Source organism: Moritella sp. PE36 (assembly GCF_000170855.1).
GTDB lineage: Bacteria > Pseudomonadota > Gammaproteobacteria > Enterobacterales > Moritellaceae > Moritella.
Genome location: NZ_ABCQ01000002.1, coordinates 213662 through 239756, shown reverse-complemented (window position 1 = coordinate 239756; position 26095 = coordinate 213662). Strand labels below are relative to the sequence as shown.

Here is a 26095-nt window from a genome sequence, read left to right as displayed (position 1 = left end):
TTTAATGAGCAAGGTCAGATAGTTAACTTTTAAAATCACGACAAGAAAATTTACGTTATTATGGCTAACTGATTCTTTTGTATGGCGAGTGCTGCTTTGAATAACTACAAATTATTACCGGCGTTAATTTCGATATTACAAACCCGTAATTTGACCGAGTCGGCACGACAACTCAATGTCACGCAGTCGGCGATAAGTAAAACCCTAACGCAAATTCGCGCTGCATTTCATGACAAGATCGTGATCCGAGAGGGCAACCACTTTGTACTGACACGTAAGGGCGAAGAATTAAAAACGCAGTTACCGATATTGATGCGAACCTTGGATAATTTGTATTTGCCGAGTGTGATGGATCTAAGTTTGTGCCAACGCCAATTTACACTTGCCTCGAGTGATTATGTTGCGCAAGCTATCTTACCGTCAATATGCTGTGAGTTGGCTGTCGATGCATCTAATGCCAGCGTTGAATTCCAACTTTGGCATAAAGACAAGTTAACTGAGCTAGCTGACATGTCGTTAGATCTAGTCAGTACTATTACCGATGTTGTGCCTGAAAATTTACATGGCAAGAGTATCGGTGAAGATCAGCTGGTGGTCGTGTGCCGCCGTCAACATCCTTTGTGTCAGGGTGATGATTTATCGGTGGCGGAATATATTAATGCCAAACATGTCCTGATCAGCGGTGGTGGTGATAAAGATAGCACCGTGGATCTGGCATTATCAGCGCTTGGCCAACAGCGCCAAGTCTTTGCATCGGTACCGTTTTTTCAGTCTGCGATTGAACTGTTATTAAAGACCGATACCTTGTTGACGACACCATTGCATATCGCGGCAGACTTTGCCCAGACATACAATCTTCGGATCATAGCACTGCCGATCGAATTAAAACCACAGCAGTATTACTTGTTGTGGCATGCAAAACACCATCAAGATCCAGAACACACTTGGTTTAGAGAGTTGTGTCATCCATTCCTAAAAAATCATCTTGAACGTACTAAAACACTGGGTATGAAATTACTTCATACCGATAAGTAGTAAATACAGTTTTTACTCATGCTTTGGCTGCGTTAATATGAGGGAAATTAATTAAACTGATATAAAATAAATGAGGGGTTAGGTATGGAATTCACTGCATGGCTGTCTTTAGCACTGATTTGCATGATGGGCGCGATGACACCGGGTCCGAGTCTGGCGGTGGTATTAAAGCATACTATTTCAGGTGGTCGGGTTAACGGTGTTGCAGCCAGTATTGCCCACGGTGTAGGAGTTGGTGTGTATGCGACGTTAACTGTGGTTGGTTTAGCTATTGTGATCCAACAAACGCCTTGGTTATTTAATGTCATTAAATATGCTGGTGTGGCGATGTTATTACGCTTGGCTTATAAGGCGTTAACGTCAAAACCGGCGTTAGGGGATGTTGCTCAACAGCAAGAAGTGGTGACCCTAAAAGACAGTATCGTACAAGGTTTTATGATCGCGTTTCTGAATCCTAAATTAGCGATATTCTTTTTAGCGTTATTTGGTCAATTTGTCGAAGCGGATGCTGGCTGGTTACAAAATCTGATCATGGTGGCAACGGTATTTACGTTTGATACCTTGTGGTATTGCCTTATTGCAGTGGTGTTATCACAGTCGTCGATGTTGGATAAATTAAGAAATAATGTGCATAAGATTGATAAGGTAACTGGCGTGATATTGCTGGCGGTTGCTGCGCGTGTAGCGATGTAGTCTTAGCTTAATAAAAAAGCACCACCGCGACGGTTATCTACAGTCGCAGTGGTGCTTTTAAATTATTCTGGATCTTAAAACAGTCAGGGTCTTAAAACAGTGCAGATAATTACGCTGTTAACGTCACTTTACCTATCGCTTTACCTGAGCCTAGGTGATCGTGTGCTTGTGCTACTTCCCAGATAGAGAAGTTGCTGTCATCAATGATTGGTGTGATCTTACCTGCATCAACAAGTGCGGCAATTTCAGTTAAGATAAGGCCGTGTGACTCGTGGTTAATGCCGTGACATAATGGAATTAGCATTAATATACTGTGGAACGACAAGCTTTTTAGTGCCACTTGTAGTACGTTTTCAATCGGCAGAATTGTTGCTACGTGACCATTGAATTTCGCTGCTTCAAATGATTTTTGAATGTTGTCGCCAGCCACAGTATCAAAGATCTTATCAAAACCAGTACCGCCAGTGTGCGCTTGCACATAGTCAGCCACTGTTTCTGTGCTGAAATCGACTAAGTTATCTGCACCTACCGTTTTTGCTAATTCTGCGTTCGCGGTTGAGTGAGTTGCAGTTACGGTTGCGCCAAGTACTTTTGCAAGTTGTACTGCGATGTGACCTACGCCACCCGTTGCGCCATGAATAAGTACGTTATCACCGGCTTGTACATTCATTTTGTGTACTAGCGCTTCGTATGACGTGATAGCAACAAGCGGTAATGCAGCTGCTTGTTTCATGGTTAGTGTTTTCGGCTTTTGCGCCATTAAACGAGCATCTACTAACATGAACTCTGCGAGTGCACCGTCAACACCGTTAATACCGCCTGCCATACCGTAAACTTCGTCACCAACGTTGAAGTTGGTAACGTCTTCGCTTACTTCAACCACGATACCGGCAACATCACCGTGTAATACTTCTGGTAAGTTTGCAGACCAAGGCAGGTCAATTGAACGTAACATAGTATCAAGTGGGTTTACGCTGGTTGCTTTTACTTCAACAACCATGTGGCCTGATTTTAATGTTGGTTTTGCTTTTTCTACTAATTGAAAAACGTCGCTTGAACCGATTTCTTTGATGATCATTGCTTTCATGGTTGATGCCTTTTATAGAATTGTTTGGGACTTGCTTAACAAGATGGGGCAATTCTATGCTTTGTTTCCTCCGCCAACAATAACCCTATAAGCAAACTACTTTTGCTTTTTAGGCAAAGGTGGTGATAACGGGGGGAGTATCGCGACGAGATACAAATCTCAGCGCAAAGACCAACGCCACCATGAGAGTATGAATGATGCTTGTTGCGGTTAATACCGTCCACCATCCACCGACTTGCCAGCAGTAGATAAGGATAAAGCCCCCGACACTACCACCCGAATAATACATCACTAGGTATAGCGCGGTTGCAGTTGATTTACCTTGCGTTGCACTGCGGCCAATATGACTGTAAGCGAGAGCATGAATAAAGAATGCCCCTGCGCTTAATACTAATAAACCAATAATGATCGTGAGCATAGTTTGCAGTGATAGGATGATGAGCCCGACCAGACTAATGCCGATGCCGAGTAATAGCCCGCTGAATAAGGAATTGTTATGCAGCCAGCGGCCACTGAACTTTGCTGACAATGTACCGCTGAGGTAACACAGGAATACCAGTGACAATAAGCTGGCAGGTAAGGAGATAGGTGCGGCAGATAACTTAAATCCCATCACTGAAAAGATATTAATGAACACGGAAAAATTGAGCCCACCAATCAACATCGCAAAAAACAGCGTGGGTGTTTTGATATGTTTGATGATTTGTTTTCCGTGTGTACGCAATCGTCCTTGCTGGGCAGTAAAATGGCGTTGTTTTAATATCAGTGGAAATATGATTAATAGTGCAATACCACTGATCACCGACATTGCTAGAATAGTCCACTGTAGTCCTATCGCATCTGTCATCACTCCGCCATATATCCGACCAATAATGCCACCTAAGGTATTGGCACTGATGTAACCGCCCACTGCGATCAACAATGCGGGTGGCGCGAACTCTTCTGCCATATACGCCACTGCCACGGCAATGAATCCCGCGAGCGCAATACCGAGTAATGCACGCAATAAAATTAACGTGTGTAAATCAGGGCTAATAAACATTAAAAAATTGATGCAGGGAATAAGCACTAAGCTGCAGCGCATGATGGGGCGGCGGCCAATCACTTCAGATAAGATGGCCCAAGGCAGTAAGGATATCGCGATGGCTAAGGTGGTGCTAGAGAATAACCAGTTAACTTGTAATTCAGTGGCGTTAAACTTAACCATGAAATACGGCAGTAGCGGCTGAAAATAATATAAATTGCAAAACACCAGAAATGAGCCGAGACCAAGCCCCAGTGTTACTTTTTTATAATCTTGAGAATGTAGCGCAATCATTTATCCGTCCTGCTGATAACTAAGGTAAATAGTTGAGGGAATAGCATGATCTACTTTTTTAGGCTCATGCGGTACTAACAATGCTTATAGAGTAGTGGAGTAGTGCTAATATGAAAAATATATAAATATCATAGAAGGTATCTATTTTAGTTATGCTTAATTCTAAAATACTGCATTATTTTGCCACGATTGTTGCACAGGGCAGTTATACCAAGGCGGCCGAGCATCTTGGAATTGCCCAATCGGCGCTGAGTATTGCCATGCGTAAATTTGAACAGCAAATAGGTATGCCGTTATTGATCCGCAGCAGCAAAGGCGTGGTTGTCACCAAAGAAGGTGAAGTATTACTGGTTCACAGCAAGGATATTCTGGCTCGTATCGTGGATGCTGAAATGGCATTAAACGATTTACGCGACCTCGAACAAGGTGAGGTCAGAATTGGTATTCCGGGGATGATGGGATCGTACTTTTTTCCTGAGATCTTAATGGCCTTTAAGTTTAAGTACCCTAATTTAAACCTGAGTATTGTCGAAGCTGGTACGCAAACTATTAAAGAAAAATTACTCTCTGGTGAATTAGATCTCGGGGTTATTGTCGATGATCATGTGCCTGAAAGCTTACAAGTTCAGCGCTTAATTCGTCCCCAGATGGTGGCTGCTGTTGGTAAGAATCATGCTTTGGCAGAGGCTGAATCGGTGACTTATGCAGATTTTTTCACCCATGAATTAGTGATGTTTAAGGCTGGTTATTTTCATCGCGAAGTGATTGATGGTTTGTGTAAAGCAAATAATATGACCGCGAATTATTCCTTTGAAACAAACTTGATCACCATGATCCTTAATATCGTGAAGAATGAATTTGCCATTACCGCATTATTGGAGTTAGTCACAGATCAAGAAGCGGACGTTAAAGGAATTCCGTTTGATCCGCCTATTTATTTGAATCTGGCACTTGCGTGGCGTAAAGATGGGTATTTGTCTTTGGCTAATCGACGTTTTGTTAAATTTACTCTGGCGCAGGTGAATTAATATAAAGGCCACTTTAGCCAATATACCTTCAAAAATATGAGCAATATTGTACTATAAAATAACGCTTTAATAGGATGAGTAAGAAGATGCCTCACATCAGCAAGGAAAAAGCTGAATTCAAAATTGTAGATGCCTTTAACGGGTTGGAAATTGTCGATGCTGACTATCAAGAACAGACATTTTCTAAACACGTACATGAAGGTTATACGATAGGTGTTATCGATAAAGGCGCACAACGGTTTGAACGCAGTGGCAGTACCCATATTGCCGATGAAAATTCGATTATTTTCGTCAATGCCGACGATGTCCATACGGGGGAGTCGGCGACACAAGACGGTTGGCGGTATCGGGCGATGTATCCGCATCCGTCACATTTTGAGAGTATGACGAATGATCTCTATGATGGTCAGTTTAACGCACCTTATTTTAATCATGCCGTGGTTAAAGACCCACAGTTATCAGCGCAATTAAGATTACTCTTTGCTCAGATCGATAGTAATGCCTCAAAGTTACTCATTGAAACGATCTTATACAGCATCATGATGCATATGACCCTGCGCCATTCATCGATGAAAAACACACCTAGTGATATATCGGGTAGCAAGCAGAGATTATTGTTAGTGAAAGAATATCTTGATGCGTATCCTGAAGAGGATGTGTCATTAATAACGCTGGCGGCGATGGCTGGACTCAGTCAGTTTCATTTCATCCGTCAATTTAAAAAAGTGTTCTATATTGCCCCGCATAGTTATCAGATACAGATGCGATTAAAGAAGGCTAAAACATTGTTAATGCTCGGTGTTAAACCCGTGCAAGTGGCCGCCGATTGTGGTTTTCACGACCAGAGTCATTTCAATCGACATTTTAAAAAAGCGATGGGTACATCACCGAGTAAATTTCAAAAACAAGCAGTTTTGTACAAGATGCTTTAGCACTTTAACTTTAAGCTACTTCTAAATATTGAAGGAGTTTACTTATGCTAAATGAAACTGATGTCGCTTACAGCCCTATAACAAGCGATGTGAAAACAATTAATCGTGCGGTGATAGATATTATGCCGCTGGCACTGGCAACGGTACCGTGGGGGATCTTATGCGGTTCGCTAGCAATTAACATAGGACTTACCGCGATCCAGGCTCAGTTAATGTCGTTATTGGTTTTTGCTGGAGCGGCACAGCTCGCCAGTATTACTATTTTGGGCGCTGCGGGAGCCATCTCATCTATTTTTTCATCTACCTTTGTGATCAGTTCTCGCCATCTTTTATATTCAGCGGTATTTAGAGAGCATGTTCGGCAGCGATCTTTTTTATCACGCAGTTGTATTGCCTTTTTTCTCACTGATGAAATGTTTGCTGTCACTTGTGCTTACATCGAGAAACATAAGACCTTCTCGGCGTTATATGCGATAAGCGCTGGTATTACATTTTATGTCGTTTGGAATGTCTCAACGTTTGCTGGCATTGTAGCGGGGCAATACATTCCTAATCTGGAAAGTTTAGGGCTAGAGTTTGCGATAGCGGCGACCTTTATTGCTATTGTGATCCCGTCAATCAAAGATATATCCATACTTATTGCTGTCATTGTGAGTGGCTTTAGTGCCTTAGTATTATCTATTTACATCCCTGATTCTGCGCTGATTATTGCAACTATCACTGGCATGTTAGCGGGCTATTTCACCCCAATTAAGGAATAACATGATGGATAATTTTTGGCTAGTATTAGGTGGGATGGCATGCATTACGTTTTCATGTCGGTATTTGTTTTTATCTCGAGTTGTTTCATTTGAATTAAGTCCGAGAATAAAGCGGGCATTGAGCTTTACAGCCCCCGCTGTATTAACCGCAATGTGGGTGCCTATTGTATTTTTAGGACATCAAAGCAGTGAGGCCGGGTTTTTTAATAGTCCGTTTTTATATGCAGGTGTATTGACTGTGTTATTAAGTTTAAAGATAAAGAATACCTTAGCTGTGGTGTTTATAGGTATGTGTGCTTTTATGGTATTTAGGTTCTCTCTATAAAAGCGGTGCTTAGATTTACTTCATAAAATAGTTACTTAGGTTTACTTTGTAAAAATACAATTTGAAATATATGATACTGCGATAATTGTTTAGGCTGTTAAATCACATGATGTGGTAAAGGAAGTAATATGCTGATCACGACCTCGCGCTTAAGTATGCGTCAAATAACGGCACAAGATTGGCCGTTGTTTTTACGGTTACATACCGAATCGCGTGTGATTGAAAAATGTTTTGATCAACCAAGTGACGATGATATTCGCGCTAAATTTGAATCGCGTTTACCTCACTGGTCTGTCACTTCTGGTGCTTGGCTGTGTTTGCTGATCACCGATGTTGAAACCAATACGGCGGTTGGCATCACGGGGTTCGATTATGATGGCCGATCTGCAGAAGTCGGTTATCTGTTATTACCGGAATATTTTGGTCAGGGTTATGCGACTGAATCATTACAGGGACTTATCAATTGGGCAATGCGCGTGCACCTTATCTCGGTATTTCAAGGTATTGTTACTGAAGGTAATAGTGCTTCAGAAAAGGTATTGGCGAAGTGTGGATTTAAGCTTAATGAAGTGATACCGCAAGCGTATAACATAGGCGGCATATTATATGCCGATCGCATTTATAAACTGAATACAAATTCACAAGCTTAATGTTGTGAACTTGTACCTAGCTGTTGATTATGTTCTTAGGCTGCTTGTTCGTTTTGCATTATTGGATTTACCAGCCAAGGCGCTAAATTTGTCGCCATCTCTACTTCAGTGTCATCTAGCCATTGGTATCGCTTCGTGTACATTTTTCGTTTGGTTTTTTTCAATGTTAGCGGATCTTTTCGTGGGGTAAACACTGACAAGCCAAACATGTATGGGTCGAGTTTTGTCGCTTCAAACTCGTCCCACAAACCATCGTAATCAAAGGTCACTGAGTTTCGTTTTGAGCCAATATAACGTATAGCTTGATAAATATGGCCTTTGTTAGAAATCGCTTTTACTTCACTGATCCCTAAAATACGGGACAGCATTAACGCCATTTCAACCAATAATGATTTAGTGCGTAAACCGTGCAGTGATTTGGTTAATTCTTTAATCAGCGCATGGCGATTTTCTACTGAATCACGAGGACCTTGTAACATACCAATATGCATTGTTTTAGTATGTGTACCGGAGATATTACATGCTAAAGCATAGACACTTTGGTCCTTATCGTTAACTAAACGAATACCAATACCACCTTCTCGGCTTGTGCCTCGATGTAGCTGAATTCGATATGTTTGTTCGCTTAAACTTTTGAACGCTAAGATGGTCACACCATCATCAGAAACAATAGTACTCGCGTGTTTCCCAAAAGTATCATCAATAAACTGGTAATGTTGTGTTAAGTGCTCAACACGTTCCGTACTTGACCAGTTAACACAAAGATAAGGTTTTAGCGGCTTTTCTATTACCTCTGGGGTGTTTTTTAATATTGGCTTTAAATTTTCACGGGAAAAAAGAGTCACCATCGCATTGACAGCTTTACTGTTTGTTACCGCCCAAAAATAGAAGCGCCCTTTCTTTTGTATTTTTCTCATCCCTTTTGCATTAGGGTAAATCTGATCGGCGAAGTCAAAGATGTTAGTTGTAGACATCAGTTTGTTATTCCTAGTAAAAAGAGCGTTAATGGTTGGTATTTCAACTGTACTGTATTTAATATTTCTGCACTGTCCGATCGGTGACAATTCGGAGTTTGAGTAAGACCGTCATGCTTGGTTTATGTTTGTTTGGGTATCTTTATTCAATTGTGTAAATTTATAGCAAATAGTTATTTTTAACTAAGAATATTTTGTATGCGTTTGTAAGAGGTCTGGGGTAATGCCAATCAGATCATGGTAGTTGTATACTATTGGCATTACTCATCGTGAATTAGATACAAATTCCTTTCATCAATATCTTGTTATTCCAACTTAGAAAACCATGGTCCGTTGAATATTGAGTGCTTTAATGCCATCCTGCCTTTGTCAGGACATCTAATCGTGACGCCTTCTATGTATCCGAAAAACAGATGGAAACTAACTTTTAGTTATGGTTTTTAGCTATAGAATAGCCGTCATAATAAATATTTATAAAAGTATGATTACGACAATTGTTGTGACATGCAGATTGATGATGTGGAGAACAACAGATGAGAACAAGATTAGACCGTATTAGACACGCTATTTTATTTGAAATAATTGGTTTAGTGGCGATCATGGGTATATTAAGTCAATTAGGTTTTGAGCTTGGTCATGTTGGAGCTATGGGCGTATTGTTCTCGGTTGTGGCGACGGGCTGGAATTATGTTTACAACATTGGTTTTGATAAATACATGTTGAAAAAAATGGGGACCGTGACGAAAACCACCCTGATCCGTATTGTGCACAGCTTAGGGTTTGAAGGCGGTTTACTGTTTTTAACTATTCCGTTTATGGCGTGGTTCTTAGATCTGAGTTTATGGAATGCGTTTGTGCTTGATATCGGTATGGTTGTTTTCTATTTGTTTTACGCTTATGGCTATAACTTAGCGTATGACAAGATATTTCCAGTGCCTGCGGTGACTGCTCAATAGGCCAATTTATAAAGCGGTGGCTAAATGTAGTCACCGTTTTTGTTTACTCTTTTCCAACCTTAAATAGCGTTTATACATAAATATTAGCGCAATGCAGTTTTCTGTTGATACAATAACTATCTCTTATCTTTATAGTTGAAATCATCATGACACAACCAACCACCATGACCTTTTTCGAACGTTTTGAAACTGACATTCTTTCTGGTAAAAAAACCATTACCATTCGTGATGAATCTGAAAATAATTATGTCCCGGGTTCGACTGTGACGGTTTCTACGTTAGAAGGTGGCCGTGAGTTTTGCCAACTATCCATCCTCGCTGTAGAGCCTATTTTATTTACTGAGCTGTCTAACTTTCATGCCGAGCAAGAAAACATGACATTAGCCGTACTGAAAGACGTGATCCAAGATATTTACCCGGGTATTGAACAGTTATATGTGGTGTCTTATAAGCTTGTCGGTTGAACTTAAGCGATAACTGTCGCTCGATTTTTCCACGTGCGCGCTGTAACTCATTGAGTGCATGCGCTTGCTTAGCATCTTCTAATGGAAACACTCTATCTATGTGTACGCTCATCTGGCCATTGTCGATGAGTGTGGCAATGCTTTGCAAATCGGTCGCGTTCGGTGTTACCCACCAACACTGAGTATTGATGTTGTCAATATGTTAAATTACACTGGTTGTTATCTGTTACTTAATAAAAACAATGATATGGCAAATGTAGATCTAAATTTGATGGTTATTTTTGATGCCATCATGCAAGAGCAATCCATTACGCTTGCTGCACAACGGTTATCGATGACACAGCCATCTGTGTCTAATGCTGTTTCTCGTATGCGCCATGTTTGGCAGGACCCATTATTTGTTAAAAAAGGGCGGGGGATACGGCCAACTCCTTTTGCCGAAACGATGTGGCGAGATATTGAAGCGCCGTTACATTCGATCAAAAACGCGACTCAGCAGCAGGTATTTGATATTCGTGGTATCAAGCGCACTTTTCGTATTGCGCTGACAGATTGGATGGTTGATATATTTTGGCTGCCATTACGAAAATTGATTGAGGAGCAAGCGCCTGATATCAATATTCATGCCGTGCCCTATGTTGTAAATGGTGAACGATTATTATTGGATGCAGATGTTGATATGGTGCTCGATTATTACGAAGGCAGTAATGAGAGAGTGAAGACGCAATGGCTGTTTGATAACCATTTTGTCTGCGTAATGCGGCCCGAACATCCGTTGGTCAATCAAACCTTAGACTTAACCACATTTGCGCAAGCGGAGCACTTATTGATGTCATTGTCGGGCGATGCATCCGGTGGTGTTGATACCATATTAAGCAAACATGGCCTTGAACGACGTATCGCGATGACGGTTAATCATTGCTATAACTTACCTAAGTTACTGGAGAACTCGGACTTGATCACAACTATTCCATTACCGGTGATCTTAGACAGTGTTAAAGCTGGTCGGTTAGTTGTCCGCAAGTTACCTTTTGACTTAGCACCTGGTCCGGTATCAATGTCTTGGCATTTACGTAATGACCGAGATCCGGCCTTACAATGGTTAAGAAAGAAGGTATTAGAAGTGTTACAGACGCACTTACATCCCCGGTTAGAATCGGTATTGTAGCGATTTTTAAACGAGTTAAGGTTTTATAATTATTATAAAAATCTTTATACTTTTAGTTTTCATTCCATTTAGCCTGAATGGCTGTGTTGAATTAATTTATAATGCTTATTTTTTATTTTTTTCAAATACTTATTCTGATTTAACTGTGTTTTATGTTTTCGCCTTTAAATTGACGGCAATGAAAAAAATGTGTAGCTTCCTCGCTTGTTCTTCTGGTGCTGAGTTTTTACTTAAATTCAGCAGGGAAGTTGGTGTGAATCCAACGCTGCCCCCGCAACGGTAATTGAATGTTTTATTATTCATAAGTCCGGAGACCGACCTTAAGAATTTAAGAATAACGTGAACAAGCGGAGGGCTTGGGCAAGTGGTTATTAGCTACATATTTTAGTTATATTTTACTTATTCTAGTTATATTGTTCATATGCTAGTTATAGTTGACCCCTGTCGTCGTTCTTTCGTATTTTATTATATTTTAAATTACGAGGAAAAGTTATGCATATTGAACCAGGAATGGTTGAAGCAAGTAAAGTTGGACTGTCTTATATTTCTGCTGGTGCAGCGATTGGATTAAGTGCCAAATTTACATGGGAACATATTAAAGACCAGGGGATGACGTCTTTATTATTCAAGTCGTTACTCGCCATTATTTGTGTCTTTCTGTCTTTTGAAGTGTTGCCACATGAAGCTGTTGGGGTATCGGAAGTACATCTCATTATGGGGTCGACATTACTCCTTATCTTTGGGATTGCGCCTGCTGCCATTGGTCTCATTATGGGCTTGTTAATTCAGGGCGTATTTTTTGCACCGTTTGATTTACCTCAGTTTGGCATGAATGTAACGACGTTAATTATGCCGTTAGTTGTTATGTCTTATCTGGCTAAAAAGATCATTGATCCTAAAACCGCTTATAAAGACCTGTCTTATTCACAAGCATTTAAACTGTCTACTGCTTACCAAGGTGGTATCGTTTCTTGGGTTGGTTTTTGGGCGTTCTATGGCCAAGGTTTTGGCGCTGAAAATGTCGCCTCTATCTCTTCTTTTGGATTAGCATACATGACGGTCATTATTGTCGAACCATTCGTTGATTTGGCTGTATTAGCGCTTGCCAAGCAGTTCCCTAAACTTGCCAACACGCCATTCATTGCAAACCGTGTGTTTAGTGCAGCAAGCTAAATATAATAAATCCGATTGCGGTTAATATCACTTGCCCTCTCTATAAATATTAGAGAGGGCAAGCAGATTAATTATTTTACTTAATCATGAGAACACGGATAATAGCGGTCTTTATCTGATTATAGAATTCTGTTAATGCGTCTTGATAAGTTTGTTTGTAAAAGTACCGAGTTAACCCGAGTCGACGCAACCGCTATGATCACTGGCGGCTGTGTATCGGTTAATCACGATGTCATTTTAGATGTTGCTACACAAGTACATGAAAACAACCACATCAGTTTTAATGGCGAGGTGCTCACCGCAAGGCCGTCCCGTTATATCCTCTTGCACAAACCTGCGGATACTATTTGCTCTAATATTGATGAAGCTTACCCGTCATTATTTAATTATATCGATGTTGAAAATGCATCAGAATTACATGTTGCCGGACGATTGGATGCCGATACTACCGGACTAGTATTAGTGACAGATGATGGCCGTTGGTCATTTAATATTATTACCCCAACCAAACATTGTCAGAAAGTTTATCGTGTTGGCTTATCGCGCCCTATTGGCGATGATGTCGTGGCTAAATTTGCCCATGGCGTGCAATTACAAGGCGAACAGCAATTAACCCGTCCGGCAATCTTAGAGGTTGTCTCATCGAAAGAAGTATTACTGACTATCACTGAAGGTAAATTCCATCAGGTAAAACGCATGTTTTCGGCTGTGGGGAATCGAGTTGTGAGTCTACACCGTGAAAAAATTGGTGCAATACAGTTGGATGTTGAAGTCGGGCAGTGGCGTTATTTAACCGATAGAGAAGTAAATTCATTTGGAGCATAAACGTAATGATTAATCCTGTTTTACTTCGTAGTTTTTGTACGCTAGTGGAAGTCGGCCATTTTACCCGTAGTGCAGATCGCCTCAACATGACCCAATCGGGTATTAGCCAGCATATCCGAAAATTGGAAACGCAGTTAGGCCAAGACTTACTGATCCGTGAAGGTAAGCAGTTCACCCTCACTGATGCGGGTCAGCGCTTATACGTGGAAGGTAAACAGATCATTAACTCATTATCTGAGCTCGAGCAACGAGTGACGACCGACCCTGATTTTGAAGGTCTGGTCAGAGTTATGTCACCCGGTAGTATTGGTTTGAAGTTATATCGTTATTTACTGACGTTGCAAGCTGAGCACCCGAAATTGGTGATTGATTATCGCTTTGCGCCGAATGCCGCGATAGAAAAAGCCATTGCCGAACACAGTGTTGATATTGGCTTTATGACTCGCGCATCGACATTAGCAGAAGTGAGCCTGAAACCAGTTGCTGAAGAAGCGTTATTGTTAGTGACGCCTGCCGATGTAGTTGATCCAAGTTGGCAAGTATTAACGCAATTAGGCTTTATTGATCATCCTGATGGTGCTTACCATTCGAGCTTGCTATTAGGGGTTAATTATCCAGAGTTTAAACATTATAATCAGTTTAAAAAAACGGGGTTTTCTAATCAGATAAATCTGATCTTAGAACCTGTGAGTATGGGACTTGGTTTTACGGTATTGCCTGCACATGCGGTCGCTGCTTTCCCTTCACCAGAAAAGGTGACGATCCACCATCTCGCAATACCTGTTGCTGAAACCTTGTATCTTGGGGGGCACTTAAATAAGTTTATACCGAGTCGCGTGAAAACAGTTATTGCTGCGACGAAGCAATGTTTGCTGTCATAAGCGAATTTTAAATCGAGCCCTGTATGAATGCTTATTATTTAAAGGGCGATATAATACGCCATTTGTCATTGTAAGTGAGATGCATTACTATTGGTGGTCGCTATTATTAGGGTGTTATATGTTTACTTTTTCTCAACTATCTTCTCCATCAGTACCTGTATTCAAAAATTATAAACGCAGTTGTATCAGTGCCGTACTTGTTTCCATACTTGCTGGTTGCACAATCAATCCCTCCTTGGGAGTGGTGGATAAAACGTTCATCTCATCGGAAGTGACTACTTACTATGACTATGATTTACAGTCGCCATCGGGTCAGGATATTAACTTAAAAGACTTTGTTGCAGACATTCAAAATGCCGATGTGGTGCTGGTGGGTGAGTGGCATACTCATGCTGGTATTCATCGCTTTCAAACTGAATTATTACAAGCCATGATTGCGGCTAACGGCAATGTGACCCTATCAATGGAGCAGTTTACTCGCGATAAACAAGCGATTGTGAATGCTTACTTAGCGGGTGAAATAGGGGAAGGGACGCTAATAAAACAAGCGAATACTTGGCCAAATTATAACAGTGATTATCGTCCGCTTGTTGAGCTAGCAAAGACCAAGGAAATAGATATTATCGCTGCCAATGCACCGAAAAATATCATCCGTTGTATCGGCAAAGAAGGTATTAGCTATGTGGACAAATTACCTGCGGATGAACGCACGTGGTTAGCGGCGAATATCAATACCCAAGACTCACCGTACAAAACCCATTTTATGGCGTCGATGCATCATGGTGATGAAAGCCAAAATGAGCATAAATTTGCTTCGCAAGTGACGTGGGATGAAACCATGGCTGAAAGTATTGTTAACTATTTGGCGACTAACCCCCATAAACAAGTCATGCATATTGCCGGTAAATTCCATACCGAGAATGGCTTGGGGACGGCGGCCAGTATTTTGGCGCGCGCACCCGAGTTGAACGTGGTTATTGTTACGCCTGTAAACGTGAATAGCGCGATGACGTCAACTGCAACGTCATCAAGCGACTATCGCCTTCAGGTGATTACGCCACCTAAGAAGTTCGTGAAAGAAGCCAACATGATGGCATCATTTAAGGGCTTATCTAAGCGTAATGACAAGTTAACTTGTATTGAGTAAACTCGTTTAAGAAACCTTTTCAATTGGTTTATTGGTCGAGCAGGAAGGAGATTTTTGCTCGATAAAACGCGCTAATATTGCAATAACAATAAAACCAAACAGCAAACGCCCCCATAAAACAGACATCAAGTCAGCACCTAATAATAAGATCAAAATAGTATCTTCAATAATGCTGTGGGTTAATCCTAAAAAGCATACCGCGAGGAAAATATCACGCTTACTGATTTTACCTGTACGCGCCTCATCAATTAATAATCCGGCACCAAAACTTAAGCCCAAAACTAAACCAATCACACAGACATTGGTGGTTTCTTTACCTATGGTTAAGGCTTTTAAAAACGGCGATAGCAGGGCTTGGATCAGTTTTTCGATACCACACCATTTTAATAACCGCAGTAATATCATCAATGCGGCAATGATAAAAAAGATAGAGGCCAACATGGTTAATTGCGCTATTCCCCAATCAAACAAACTTGATGAGGCGGGGGTCGGTTGCCAAACGATCTCGGCAGGTTGCTGCTGCCAGTTTCCCAGTAGATACACTTGATTGGTGATCATACCCAGTATAAAACCGCCGCCAATGCGTAGTGGTAAGGTTACGCGCCAAGAGATACCCGATAGTTTAGCGACAGCACCTTCAATAGGTAATGCATGTGCGAGTAGCATCATGATGCCAAGGACTGATACTTGGGCGACGGTGAGTGGATTGTCGCCAGCTAAATCAAAAAATACCGCCATTCCCGTATAGATATTGGTGAGCATAGCAGTTGCCCATACCAAGCCCATCGCTTCGGGTAAACCAACCAAGCTCATCAGCGGCGCTAACAGCTTTCCTAACCACACAGTACCGCCAATCATATCTAATACTTTAACGATAATAAGCGCGGGTACCATGACTTTAAGCAGTGTGAGATAAACACGCCCGACGTCGAGAAATAAAGATTTTAAGCTTGTTAGCATGTGACTGTTTCCATGTCTGTGAGGTTAATTAATGTTTTATGGCGTCTATTATATGCAAGCTGCTAGAAATTATTTCAATAATCAGGTACAAATGTTTCTATATATTTCTTATTTACCAAGGTTAAGTTAATTATGTTTCTCGATCGGATTGATAAAGCCATTTTGCGCCAGTTACAGCAAGATGCCTCGGTGAGTAATCTCCAACTTGCTTCTCTGATTGGTTTATCGCCTCCGGCTTGTTTTAAGCGTGTGAAGAAGTTAAAAAGTGAAGGTATTATAGCCAGCCAGGTGGTATTGCTAAACCAAGACAAACTCGGTGCGTGTTTACACATGATTGTAAATGTGGAAATGGAACGAGATAGATTAGATCTGAATGATGGTTTTATTAAACATATCCGCTTGGCCAGCGAAGTCAGAGAATGTTATCAAGTCACGGGTGACGTGGATTTTGTGTTATTGGTGACAGTTGAAAATATGCAGCAGTATGATGATTTTTGCCTACGTCACTTATACAGTGAACCGAATATGAAGAATTTTAAAACCCAGATTTCGATGAACCGAGTCAAATACGATACCTGTGCGATTATCCCCGATTAGCGATAGGACATATTGAGTATTTCATTTTGACCTCTGCCAATTGTTGTACCAGAATTAACTTGGTTTCACTATTTCCTGTGGAGCATACAGGTGAAAAATACAGGTGGAAAATATGAAAATTATTGCGTTCGCGGCAACCAATCATAGCAAATCTATTAACAGGCAACTGGTTGAGTACAGCGCCAGCTTATTGAAAAATGTACAGGTTGAAATATTAGACCTCAATGATTATGAATTACCTTTGTACGGTCAGGATAAAGAAGAAGAGATCGGTCATCCACAACTGGCTAAAGATTTTTTGGCTAAAATAGCGGGAAGTTGCGGCATTCTTATTGCCTTTGCGGAACATAATGGCTCTTATACTGTGGCTTATAAAAACATTTTTGACTGGTGCTCGCGTATCGAACCGAAAGTTTTTCAAAACAAACCCATGGTGCTGTTATCAACATCACCAGGTTCGATGGGTGGTACGTCAGTATTAGCGACCGCAGTACAATCGGCCCCTTATTTTAGTGGGGTTGTTAAAGCTAGCCTGGCTATTCCCAGTTTTTATGACAATTTCGATAGCGAGAAAAAAATATTGAAACATGCAGAACTTAATGAGCAACTGCAAGACGCTGTCAGTCATTTGGATCATTTGAAGTAATAGCGGTTACGGGCCCATTGCCTTAGTTACAGCAATGGGCTTTATCAACTATTGGCTGTTATTGTTGTAATCTATATTACTGTTATCGTTGCAAGTTATATTGAAGTAACCGCTCGGTATTAATCATACTAAACATAAAAGTATCAATCGACTGATCAAGAGTCCCTAACCCAGTATAGTGGCCATTCAATGAACAATTACGCACAGTCATAAAAACTTGATAGATGTTGATGTTTGGATCTGGGATCTCGACATCACCTTCATATTCACAATCATTGTTATCGGAGCCGCTGATAATACCCATATCATCAATGACCATTAAACCACCTATATCCCGTATTAAATAAGTCCCATCTAACAGCGCAAAGCTTGCACTATCATTCGATGTCGAGGAGGTTAACAGGAACAGTTTATCTTCACTATTATTAGCGTCTGTAATGGTCAGCTCAAAGGTCGTATTCATGTCGGTATGAGTAAATGAACCTGAAATAGTAATCTCACTGAATGTATCGTTATTACTGTCATACTTACGCCCGTGACCAGTGACGTGTCTAGTGGTCACATCAGAATTATTGCCGGTTGAGCTTAATCTTGATACGGTAAAGTTAATCTCCAACTGGGAATCATCCGTTGCTAATACATGTGCAGTATTGTCCCACACTAATACGACGGTATCTTCTCCCGCTAATACACCATTAAATACCCCATTAGGTACTCGTTCGCTTGAGATGTTATCGCTGCCACAGGAAATAAGCAGTGCCATCAGTGCCGAGACAATTAAACCGTATATTATTTTAATCATAATGTTAAACCGCCATGAAGGACTAACAAAGCCAAATCACAGGTGCAATAAAAACACCGATCCTATTTAACTAACATTAGCACTTTCACCTTAGAAGCCAATAAAGTGGGGATTAATATTCCTCAGTTAGCTAATCATCTCTCCTATTTCTTATTTCTTCTTTTTCCAGGCATTGTGGTCAATGTCGAGACCTGAGAATTGATTTGGTCGGATAGGGATGCTCTCCCCTCAACGTTGGATACGGTAGTATCGTGTTAAAGCAGTGCTTTTTTGATGAACTCGGCCATGCTGATGATGGTTTTCTGCAGGTGTGCTTGATGGGTAAAACCACTTTTTACTCTTGGTTTTAAATCATGATCGCCATCTTCTAGCCATAGCCATTCAATATTATCTGGTAAGCCATAACTCGCCACGTCTTCTTTGGACCCTAATTTGTCTCGCTCACCTTGAGCAATAAAAACCGCTTGTTTAATCAAGGGGAAGTGCTCGGTGCGTAATGTTTCGGGTTTATTGGCGGGATGAAAAGGAAAACCTAAACAGGCGATGCCTTTTATTTTTGAATTAACGGATAACTCATCTGTGGTTGGATCGGATGCCACTAGACTGGCCATGCGTCCACCCATTGATTTGCCACCAATCACCATAGGTTGGTCAATGCTGGCAATAAGCTGTTGGTACTGCGCGATTAGTTTCGGCGCACGCTCTGGTGGTCGGCGAGTACCATTATCAACACGTTGCTGCATATAAGGAAAATTGAAACGTGCGACGCGTATTCCCTGTAAGGCTAATCCTTTGGCGATGGTTTCCATAAAGTCAGCACTCGCAGGCGCGCCAGCACCGTGAGCAAATACAAATAATGGGCCATCAACAGGGCCGTTATAAATGAGTTCCATGATCTTCCTATACCGTGAATAGTATCTATGCGCAAGGACGCATTAAAAGGTCATTATAAGTGATTGTTAGACTATTTACACGATTGCTAGGCTATTTACGCGATTGCTAATGGCAGCGTAATGACATCATCAAATTAGCACCATAGACGGTTAAAATAATAAGTGCTAGGGTTATCAAGTTTCAACTTTACTTTAATTTTAAGTAATCTAACTCTTACTATAAAAGGCGTTTGTAATGGAAATGTATGATTCAGTCAATGTATTTGGCGAAGCGTTGGAATTATGTGGCGATGATCCTATGACTGGTTTTTATCGTGATGGTGCCTGTAATACCTGCAGCCAAGATGCGGGTTCACATACGGTGTGCATTGAAGTGTCGGCTGAATTTTTAGAATACTCTCGTTTTAAAGGTAATGATTTATCAACCCCAGTGCCAGAATCTGGTTTTCACGGTTTGCGAGCGGGTGATCGTTGGTGCTTGTGTGCCGCGCGCTGGTTACAAGCGTTAGAAGATAAGATGGCGCCGAGAGTGTATTTAAAAAGAACCCATATACGTGCATTAGAGATCGTGCCAATGGAATTACTTAAACGCTATACCATGGATTTGAGTTAATCAATTAAGGATATTACCTTAGTATTTTCACTGTAAATGCCTTTGAGACTGTAAGTGTATTGACATACGCTTACAGTCTTTTTATTTCCGATTAGGTATTTTGAGTGTATATATGGCCACTAATTTAGAGTAGTAAAGTCATTTCCCCTGCTTAGTCGTGTGCTAATTTTTGTTGTAATCAAATTTAGCCGCGAAACTAAAAACCGTAGTTGGTGTGATGGAACTTAAATATTTTATGAGTAGTGTCCATAATTAAGGTATCAAGAATGCACAGTAAAAGTATCCGAGAGTTAAGTTGGCTTGCCTACCCAGATTCGAGCGAGAATCAGTGTTCTAATTTAAAACAGAAGCAGAAAAGCTATCGTTCTAAATTTGTATTGCGCGCAAGAATTTATTATCCGTATTTTCGTCAGTTTCAGCGTGGTATTGATTCTTCTTTTCTCCAGTTATTATTACAGCAAGATGTGCGTTTTTTGGGGAAAATATTTCGTCCTTATCTTCATATGGGTAATGGGATTGCACGTCGCACTAAATTAGTGGTTGGGCATTATCGCTTTATTAGTCAATGTTTACCTGCGCACACTGGACTTGCTATTTATGAAAAAAGTCAGGGAATCGAAGTAACCAAATTTACTGTTGGAGAAGATGAATACCGTGTGACGCTTGGCTATTATGCACCAAATCACAAAGAGGGGGACTTGTGCATGAAGTTGCTGGATACGAATGGTAATCTTTTTTACTCTATTACTTTCAGCATTTTTGATGATGCAGTGACTGGTCGAACGATTACGGTTGGCGGTATCCAGGGACCGAAAAGCGGGCTTGAAGTTAACGATAAAATTAAGTATTTTACGAAACAACATTTTGGTCAGAGACCTAAAGATCTGATGGTTAAAATACTGACTATTATTGCTAATGTTTGGGATGTTAACCAGCTTCTACTTGTCACTAGTGAAGCGCATATGTACACAGCAAAACGTTATAGTGGTAATGATAAAGTTAAAACAAATTATAACAATCATTGGGAGTCGCTAGGTGCGACTAAATATAACAGAAATCTGTATCAACTCGATTTGCTTGAAGTGAGAAAATCACCGGAAGATCTTAAACGTAGCAAACGTGCAATGTATCGTAAACGTTATGAGTGGCTTGATGAATTAAAGCAAGAAATCAGTGAAAAACTGGTTTTGAAAGTAACCGGTAATACAAGTATCACTAATCGTACGGATTAATTCGTCTGTTGTTATCTCGTTAACTATTGGTGCTGTGAATATGTTTCTGCTAGTATCGAAATATATGTTGTTAGCGGATATGGTGGAGATATAATAATGGATATTGATGTAATTGCGAAAGCGCTGAAAGAACTGGGGCATCCAACACGATTAGCTATTTTTAAAAGTATTATTCGTGCCGGATATCAAGGTATTGCTGTGGGTGGTTTGCAATCACAATTATCCATTCCAGGGTCGACGTTATCACACCATATTTCTAGCTTAGCGTCTGCAGGATTACTGTCACAGCGCCGTGAAGGACGTACCTTGTACTGTGTGGCTGAATATGACAAATTACAATCTGTGATTGGTTTTTTACAAGATGAATGTTGTATTGATGAAGTGAAGAACACTATTTGCAATGACAGCAACGACAGCATTGGTAACGAAAAGCAGTGTTAGTACATTTTTAACTGTTTTTTAAATGATGGTTTTAACTATTGTTTTTATTAAGCTTTTACACCACCTATTCTGAGTGGTGTTTTTAATTCCTTGTCTTTTTTGTGTTTCATATAGTTCTGCATTTATGGAAATATATTTGACAGTTAAAATTAGTTGATCTATATTTCTAGTTTCATGGAAATAGTTGGCGTCGCTTATTCGTGGTGCTTTAACATTGTTTGCAATAGGGTCGACAGTATGAAGAATGTAGAAATAGCGGTTACCGATAGTGTTGAATGGGCATTAGCGCACTCGTTAGTGTTCAAGCAAAGTAATGCCAGTAGTTTGCATTGTCCGTTTACCTTAACGCCAAGCAGTATCGATAAAGTACGTTTTGAGGCGCTGCAGCAGGCGGCTAGATTATTTGGTCAATTATTACATGCTATTTCCAAAGATGACGACTTTATTCAACACGCTATAGCACCTATTGCCGATACCGATCCTTTATTTTCGGCATTATTAACATTACATAATAAGTTATCGTTAACCCAATCTCGTCGAGCGACGCCTTTACTGATCATGAGAACTGACTTTATGGATGATCAGCAATTAGGCCCTAAGTTGATTGAGTTTAATGGCATTGCTGCTGGTATGGGGCCTTTTGGTCAACGTGCATCTGAATTGCATCGTTATATTGCGGCGCAGCATGCGGATTTATTTCAAACTTATACAGAGCATCATCATTCACAATGCCAACCTAGCGCACAAATTCCGCCTGAATTTATCGCTAATGATGCAATTGAAAAACTCGCTGATGGTATCGCTAAGTCTGCACGTATGATTAAACAAAAACACAAGGATGCGGGTAAACCGACGTTTGTCATGGTAGTGCAAGCGCATGAAGATAATGTCTATGACCAGCATTTATTAGAATATGCGTTACATGCAAAAGGTATTCGTACGTTAAGGAAAACATTTACCGAGTTACACGGCCAATTGTCGACTGGCGATAACCATCGTCTGTTATTAAATGATGAGCCAATTGATGTGGTCTATCTGCGTGCCGGTTATCAGCAGTGTGATTATTATGATAAAACCATTATCGAAAAGTATTGCTGCAAAACCTTGATGTCGGTGCGCATGATGCTCGAGCAGCATGATATTGCCATGAATGCGACCATCGCTCAGCAACTGGCATCGAGTAAACGGGTACAAATGTTGTTATCTAATTTGCCTGCACAAGCGCTGATGAAACTTGGGTTAACTGAGCAAGAAGCATTGACCATTAAACCCTTTTTTGGTGAGATGCTGCCATTGCATGCTGATTCAATGGCGCATTTGATGACAACCGGACTCGATAATTGGGTGTTAAAAAATCAGGGCGAAGGCGGTGGTCATTGTGTGTTTGGTGAGGATATTGTGACTAAACTAAGAACACTTGATGAAGTTGAGTATGAGTCTTGGTCGTTGATGCGCAAAATCATGCCCCTGCCTCGTTCGCACCCGACCATGATTATTCGCAATGGTGAAGCGAGCATGATTGGCGATATGATCAGTGAAATCGGTATTTTTACCGTCAACATTGATGGTGTTGCTATTGATGATGCTGTGGCGGGGTATTTAGTGCGGAGTAAACCGGCGAACGTTATGGAAGGCGGGGTTCATAGTGGACAGGGAGCAGTCGATTCACTGGTTTATCGTTAGTACTTATCGCGGAAGGAATTAAACCGCGCGCAATATTAATCATCACGCGTGGTTTATGTTCTTGCTAAGGAGTCGTGTATAGGGGCTTATTCACAAGAGCCTATTAATACCCAACCTGAGTACTGGGTATCCGGTGTTCTGCCTACATCCGTCCAACGCTCTGCACGGTAAACATTACCTTGGTATGAAACTTCATTACCTGGTTGGTATTGCTTGCTGATATCAATTGCTTGAATATCTTGGCAGTCACCCGGAATGTCAGCGGCAAGGATTTTGAAGTTATTTGATTCTTGCAGTGATAGGTTGCTGTTATCGTTTGAGTTGGCAATTGAGACCAGTTTAAAGATACCTGCGGTTGCATTGTTGAGTGATATTGTAAAGTGCTCAACCGTGTCATTCACATTTTTAGACTCTGAGGCGATGGCGTTATTATTGGCATCAAAGATAGTATTGGTGACATTTAAGTTACCAACCGCTTCAATACTAAAGGTAATATCTACCGCATTATTGTCGATGACATATTCATCTTTTAGGCCTAAAACGCTAATACTGTCATCAACAGGGACTTCAGCTTTAATAATGTCAACTTCAACAGAGCTAAGGTTAGAGTCCGTTTTTAAGTAGATAGGGTTGTTACCGTAAACAGGGGTAAACATATCGTTGTCACTTTTGGAACCCGCTTGCGCATCGGTTTGATTGGCATTAATCGCAGTGGCGAGGTTGTAAGACCAAGTATTCTTTTGACCATTGGCAGCAGAGTTAATTTCAATGGTCGTTTCGCGAGTAAATGAGCCAACTGAGGAATCAAAGAAGCGGGCTTTGACTTTATCGCCAACGACTAAGTCTGCTTGTGGGGTAATTGTGGTGCTTTGCTGCCAGACATCGGGTAGTGGCGGTGGCGTTACACCGTCCTCAAATTCTACATCGATAACATTATAGAACGCATTCGCAGTATCATCGATGGTCCAAACGGAAAGAATAACTTGATAACCACTGCGCGCTGGCACGTTGCAGCTATGTGGGTTACCTAAATTTTTCAGTGGTTGTTGACCGTCCATATCAATGACACAGAAAGGATTGGCTAAATCAAAAGATGCGCGGGTTAGTGGCGCGTTTTGGTCCCAGTCAGGCTTGGTGATGTAATAAACGTAATCGGTGGTTTTATGGTTCGCTGTGCTAAACCAGTGAAAATCATTCAAACCCGCTTGGATCTTAGTTTTATACCATTGGTTTGATGATTGCAGATCAAGCACATCAAAGGACCCGCCTTTTTGTGCCGATGCGATCTTTCCATCAACAGGACCCGTCGCTGGAAAGCCTTTCGGCGCCTCTAAGCTTTGTCTATCGTATGACGCGCTCGCACAATCGTTTTTAGAGCCATTGTCTGAATGACATAAATTAACGCGTGAAGGAAACTGGCCTGCAACATAGCCGTGTGCAATCGCGACTGTCGGTACTAAAGCGGCAGACACCGCCAAAGCACTGAGTGACGTTAATATTATTTTTTTCATATCATAAACTCCATGTTCATTATAATTTTTGATGTGCTGACACAGCGCGTGGTGCTCCATTGTGGTGATGGAAATCATAACGAGTAGTCACATTTGACGCTAGAGTAATACTTTATGGATATGTGTAACTATCTGCCTAGTCGTTGAGATAATGGTGATATTGTTTAGCATGTAGGCATTTTTTTTAAAAAAGTTAAAGTTATTACTGTGGAACTAGTGCATGTATAAACATATATTTGATTTTTTATTGATTGGTAGTGTTTTTGTTTCAAACTTAGTGTTTAATGTCGTTGAGTAATGACAGTGATTAGGTTAGTGATAAGGGCATTAGATATAATTGGAAGCGAAGATGGGATACAAAAAATACTCTTATCAAAAAACAATAATAATGAGGGTATTCTCAAGTTTTTTAAGAAAAATACGCACAGAGCATAACCTTTCACAAGAAGGGTTACGGGCGTTATTAAATGAAAGAAGTCATTCTTTTGATAGCTTAGATACGATCTCAATTAGTCGTTGGGAACGTGGTATTAACACACCGTCTTTAACAAAACAGTCAGAAATAGCCGAAGTGTTTGGTGATGATCTGTTTAATATCTATAGTTCAGATATTGATTTTGTCAAAGAAAGCTTATACGCCATTCAGCTTTCTGGTAGCGAGAAAAATGACAAAGCAGCACATCCTTATTATAAAAATGATCAATACCATACCAAGTCAATGCTGCCTGACCACATTAATTTTGCATCGATGTTAAAACTTTGCTTAATGTATGAAGGTAACCCGCGTTTATTTCCTACACACCAAGAAGTGACCTCAACAGCATTACTAAAACCGCTTAATTTAGTCTCGGCATTTTGCAATTTTAGCCAATTAGTAGGGCATTGCCTTTTTTGTAAAGTAAATACCAAAGCATTATTTGAGTTCATGAATTGCAGTATCGGTATTATGGAACTACTGAACGTTGCGAAACAAGATCGCGCGAATGTGTTGGTGGTACTTTCTTCGTTTGGTGTTTCCCCTGCAATTGATAATCATATGATGTCTGTCTACCTTAATCAGTTAGCAACAGATAAAGCGATTGAATATTTAAGTTTTAGTACTTGTGATAGCAAATTGAAACAAAAATTAATGCAGATGAAGATCCCCATGTTTAAAGTTAAACCAATTGAACACCAATCTAAAATCATTCAGAACTATTCGTTTATTATGAGTCGTTCTGAAGTCATGGCAAACCGAAATATGCTGATGCTTTCTGTTATACCTACACGAGAATTGCAGCCTACGAATGTCGGTATATAG

29 protein-coding genes and 1 riboswitch are annotated in these 26095 nt (G+C 40.7%); of the genes, 21 read left to right on the top strand and 8 right to left on the bottom strand.

The features are described 5' to 3' along the window. Positions 1 to 96 precede the first annotated feature (96 nt). Both PE36_RS02760 and PE36_RS02755 read left to right on the top strand, forming a co-directional pair. Positions 97 to 1035: a LysR family transcriptional regulator gene (locus PE36_RS02760; protein WP_232286516.1), complete on the top strand. Its 939-nt coding sequence runs from the start codon at positions 97 to 99 to the stop codon at positions 1033 to 1035. Positions 1036 to 1119: 84 nt separating this feature from the next. Next, positions 1120 to 1728 (top strand): LysE family translocator, encoded by a 609-nt coding sequence (locus tag PE36_RS02755; RefSeq protein WP_006030425.1) that lies wholly within the window; start codon positions 1120 to 1122, stop codon positions 1726 to 1728. A gap of 109 nt (positions 1729 to 1837) precedes the next feature. Here the strand turns inward: PE36_RS02755 and PE36_RS02750 are convergent, their stop codons facing one another. Continuing rightward, positions 1838 to 2815, bottom strand: coding sequence for a zinc-dependent alcohol dehydrogenase family protein (locus tag PE36_RS02750; RefSeq protein ID WP_006030424.1), 978 nt, complete (start codon positions 2813 to 2815; stop codon positions 1838 to 1840). 109 nt (positions 2816 to 2924) lie between these two features. Next, positions 2925 to 4133: an MFS transporter gene (locus tag PE36_RS02745; protein WP_006030423.1), complete on the bottom strand. Its 1209-nt coding sequence runs from the start codon at positions 4131 to 4133 to the stop codon at positions 2925 to 2927. A 152-nt stretch (positions 4134 to 4285) separates the two neighbouring features. Between PE36_RS02745 and PE36_RS02740 the strand changes: the two genes are divergently transcribed. The 5 genes from PE36_RS02740 to PE36_RS02720 all read left to right on the top strand — a co-directional run bounded on the left by PE36_RS02740 (position 4286) and on the right by PE36_RS02720 (position 7829). After that, positions 4286 to 5161 (top strand): LysR family transcriptional regulator, encoded by an 876-nt coding sequence (locus PE36_RS02740; RefSeq protein WP_006030422.1) that lies wholly within the window; start codon positions 4286 to 4288, stop codon positions 5159 to 5161. A gap of 86 nt (positions 5162 to 5247) precedes the next feature. Continuing rightward, positions 5248 to 6093, top strand: a complete 846-nt coding sequence (locus PE36_RS02735; RefSeq protein WP_006030421.1) for an AraC family transcriptional regulator — start codon at positions 5248 to 5250, stop codon at positions 6091 to 6093. 44 nt (positions 6094 to 6137) lie between these two features. Further along, on the top strand, positions 6138 to 6854 hold the full coding sequence (locus tag PE36_RS02730; RefSeq protein WP_006030420.1) for an AzlC family ABC transporter permease: 717 nt from the start codon (positions 6138 to 6140) through the stop codon (positions 6852 to 6854). 1 nt (position 6855) lies between these two features. Continuing rightward, positions 6856 to 7179 carry an AzlD domain-containing protein gene (locus PE36_RS02725; protein ID WP_232286515.1) on the top strand — a complete coding sequence of 108 codons (324 nt, stop codon included), beginning with the start codon at positions 6856 to 6858 and terminating at the stop codon, positions 7177 to 7179. 128 nt (positions 7180 to 7307) lie between these two features. Next, complete coding sequence (locus PE36_RS02720; RefSeq protein ID WP_006030418.1) at positions 7308 to 7829, top strand: GNAT family N-acetyltransferase; 522 nt, start codon at positions 7308 to 7310, stop codon at positions 7827 to 7829. A 35-nt stretch (positions 7830 to 7864) separates the two neighbouring features. Here the strand turns inward: PE36_RS02720 and PE36_RS02715 are convergent, their stop codons facing one another. Beyond that, a complete protein-coding gene (locus PE36_RS02715) occupies positions 7865 to 8803 on the bottom strand; it encodes a VirK/YbjX family protein (RefSeq protein ID WP_006030417.1) in 939 nt (312 codons plus the stop codon). A gap of 533 nt (positions 8804 to 9336) precedes the next feature. On the opposite strand from PE36_RS02715, the gene PE36_RS02710 reads away from it, so the two are divergent. Then, the gene (locus tag PE36_RS02710) at positions 9337 to 9759 is read left to right on the top strand and encodes a PACE efflux transporter (RefSeq protein ID WP_006030416.1); all 423 of its coding nucleotides are present in this window, start codon (positions 9337 to 9339) and stop codon (positions 9757 to 9759) included. A 146-nt stretch (positions 9760 to 9905) separates the two neighbouring features. After that, entirely contained in the window at positions 9906 to 10223 is a 318-nt protein-coding gene (gene yqfB / locus PE36_RS02705) for a N(4)-acetylcytidine aminohydrolase (protein WP_006030415.1), read from the top strand. On the opposite strand, the gene PE36_RS24955 is transcribed toward yqfB, so the two are convergent. Beyond that, positions 10108 to 10413, bottom strand: a complete 306-nt coding sequence (locus tag PE36_RS24955; RefSeq protein ID WP_369751259.1) for a zinc-binding dehydrogenase — start codon at positions 10411 to 10413, stop codon at positions 10108 to 10110. The two genes, yqfB and PE36_RS24955, sit on opposite strands and share 116 nt — an antisense overlap. Before the next feature lie 9 nt (positions 10414 to 10422). On the opposite strand from PE36_RS24955, the gene PE36_RS02700 reads away from it, so the two are divergent. From PE36_RS02700 to PE36_RS02680, 5 genes are all read left to right on the top strand, one after another. Beyond that, the gene (locus tag PE36_RS02700; RefSeq protein WP_232286514.1) at positions 10423 to 11391 is read left to right on the top strand and encodes a LysR family transcriptional regulator; all 969 of its coding nucleotides are present in this window, start codon (positions 10423 to 10425) and stop codon (positions 11389 to 11391) included. Between the two features lie 196 nt (positions 11392 to 11587). Beyond that, positions 11588 to 11729, top strand: a riboswitch (cobalamin riboswitch). A 154-nt stretch (positions 11730 to 11883) separates the two neighbouring features. Next, entirely contained in the window at positions 11884 to 12564 is a 681-nt protein-coding gene (locus tag PE36_RS02695; protein WP_006030412.1) for an energy-coupling factor ABC transporter permease, read from the top strand. Between the two features lie 135 nt (positions 12565 to 12699). Beyond that, positions 12700 to 13389, top strand: coding sequence for a pseudouridine synthase (locus PE36_RS02690; RefSeq protein ID WP_006030411.1), 690 nt, complete (start codon positions 12700 to 12702; stop codon positions 13387 to 13389). Between the two features lie 5 nt (positions 13390 to 13394). Further along, complete coding sequence (locus PE36_RS02685) at positions 13395 to 14270, top strand: LysR family transcriptional regulator (protein WP_006030410.1); 876 nt, start codon at positions 13395 to 13397, stop codon at positions 14268 to 14270. A 118-nt stretch (positions 14271 to 14388) separates the two neighbouring features. Continuing rightward, the gene (locus tag PE36_RS02680; protein WP_043993700.1) at positions 14389 to 15417 is read left to right on the top strand and encodes a ChaN family lipoprotein; all 1029 of its coding nucleotides are present in this window, start codon (positions 14389 to 14391) and stop codon (positions 15415 to 15417) included. A 6-nt stretch (positions 15418 to 15423) separates the two neighbouring features. On the opposite strand, the gene PE36_RS02675 is transcribed toward PE36_RS02680, so the two are convergent. After that, the gene (locus PE36_RS02675) at positions 15424 to 16377 is read right to left on the bottom strand and encodes a hypothetical protein (RefSeq protein WP_006030408.1); all 954 of its coding nucleotides are present in this window, start codon (positions 16375 to 16377) and stop codon (positions 15424 to 15426) included. 132 nt (positions 16378 to 16509) lie between these two features. On the opposite strand from PE36_RS02675, the gene PE36_RS02670 reads away from it, so the two are divergent. Both PE36_RS02670 and PE36_RS02665 read left to right on the top strand, forming a co-directional pair. Further along, positions 16510 to 16974, top strand: coding sequence for an Lrp/AsnC family transcriptional regulator (locus tag PE36_RS02670; RefSeq protein ID WP_006030407.1), 465 nt, complete (start codon positions 16510 to 16512; stop codon positions 16972 to 16974). A gap of 112 nt (positions 16975 to 17086) precedes the next feature. Beyond that, entirely contained in the window at positions 17087 to 17620 is a 534-nt protein-coding gene (locus tag PE36_RS02665) for an NADPH-dependent FMN reductase (protein WP_006030406.1), read from the top strand. A gap of 82 nt (positions 17621 to 17702) precedes the next feature. Here the strand turns inward: PE36_RS02665 and PE36_RS02660 are convergent, their stop codons facing one another. Both PE36_RS02660 and PE36_RS02655 read right to left on the bottom strand, forming a co-directional pair. Next, on the bottom strand, positions 17703 to 18422 hold the full coding sequence (locus PE36_RS02660) for a hypothetical protein (protein ID WP_006030405.1): 720 nt from the start codon (positions 18420 to 18422) through the stop codon (positions 17703 to 17705). A gap of 254 nt (positions 18423 to 18676) precedes the next feature. Beyond that, the gene (locus PE36_RS02655) at positions 18677 to 19315 is read right to left on the bottom strand and encodes an alpha/beta family hydrolase (protein WP_006030404.1); all 639 of its coding nucleotides are present in this window, start codon (positions 19313 to 19315) and stop codon (positions 18677 to 18679) included. Between the two features lie 235 nt (positions 19316 to 19550). On the opposite strand from PE36_RS02655, the gene PE36_RS02650 reads away from it, so the two are divergent. The 4 genes from PE36_RS02650 (at position 19551) to PE36_RS02635 (ending at position 23284) form a co-directional block, all read left to right on the top strand. Then, positions 19551 to 19928 carry a DUF2237 family protein gene (locus PE36_RS02650; protein ID WP_006030403.1) on the top strand — a complete coding sequence of 126 codons (378 nt, stop codon included), beginning with the start codon at positions 19551 to 19553 and terminating at the stop codon, positions 19926 to 19928. Positions 19929 to 20194: 266 nt separating this feature from the next. After that, positions 20195 to 21160, top strand: coding sequence for a DUF535 family protein (locus PE36_RS02645; RefSeq protein ID WP_006030402.1), 966 nt, complete (start codon positions 20195 to 20197; stop codon positions 21158 to 21160). A gap of 96 nt (positions 21161 to 21256) precedes the next feature. After that, positions 21257 to 21601 carry a helix-turn-helix transcriptional regulator gene (locus tag PE36_RS02640; RefSeq protein ID WP_006030401.1) on the top strand — a complete coding sequence of 115 codons (345 nt, stop codon included), beginning with the start codon at positions 21257 to 21259 and terminating at the stop codon, positions 21599 to 21601. A 237-nt stretch (positions 21602 to 21838) separates the two neighbouring features. After that, complete coding sequence (locus PE36_RS02635; protein WP_006030400.1) at positions 21839 to 23284, top strand: glutathione synthase; 1446 nt, start codon at positions 21839 to 21841, stop codon at positions 23282 to 23284. Positions 23285 to 23370: 86 nt separating this feature from the next. On the opposite strand, the gene PE36_RS02630 is transcribed toward PE36_RS02635, so the two are convergent. Beyond that, on the bottom strand, positions 23371 to 24795 hold the full coding sequence (locus PE36_RS02630; RefSeq protein ID WP_043993699.1) for a lytic polysaccharide monooxygenase: 1425 nt from the start codon (positions 24793 to 24795) through the stop codon (positions 23371 to 23373). A 349-nt stretch (positions 24796 to 25144) separates the two neighbouring features. Here PE36_RS02630 and PE36_RS02625 point away from each other — a divergent pair, with 349 nt between their 5' ends. Then, positions 25145 to 26095 carry a helix-turn-helix domain-containing protein gene (locus PE36_RS02625; protein ID WP_043993698.1) on the top strand — a complete coding sequence of 317 codons (951 nt, stop codon included), beginning with the start codon at positions 25145 to 25147 and terminating at the stop codon, positions 26093 to 26095.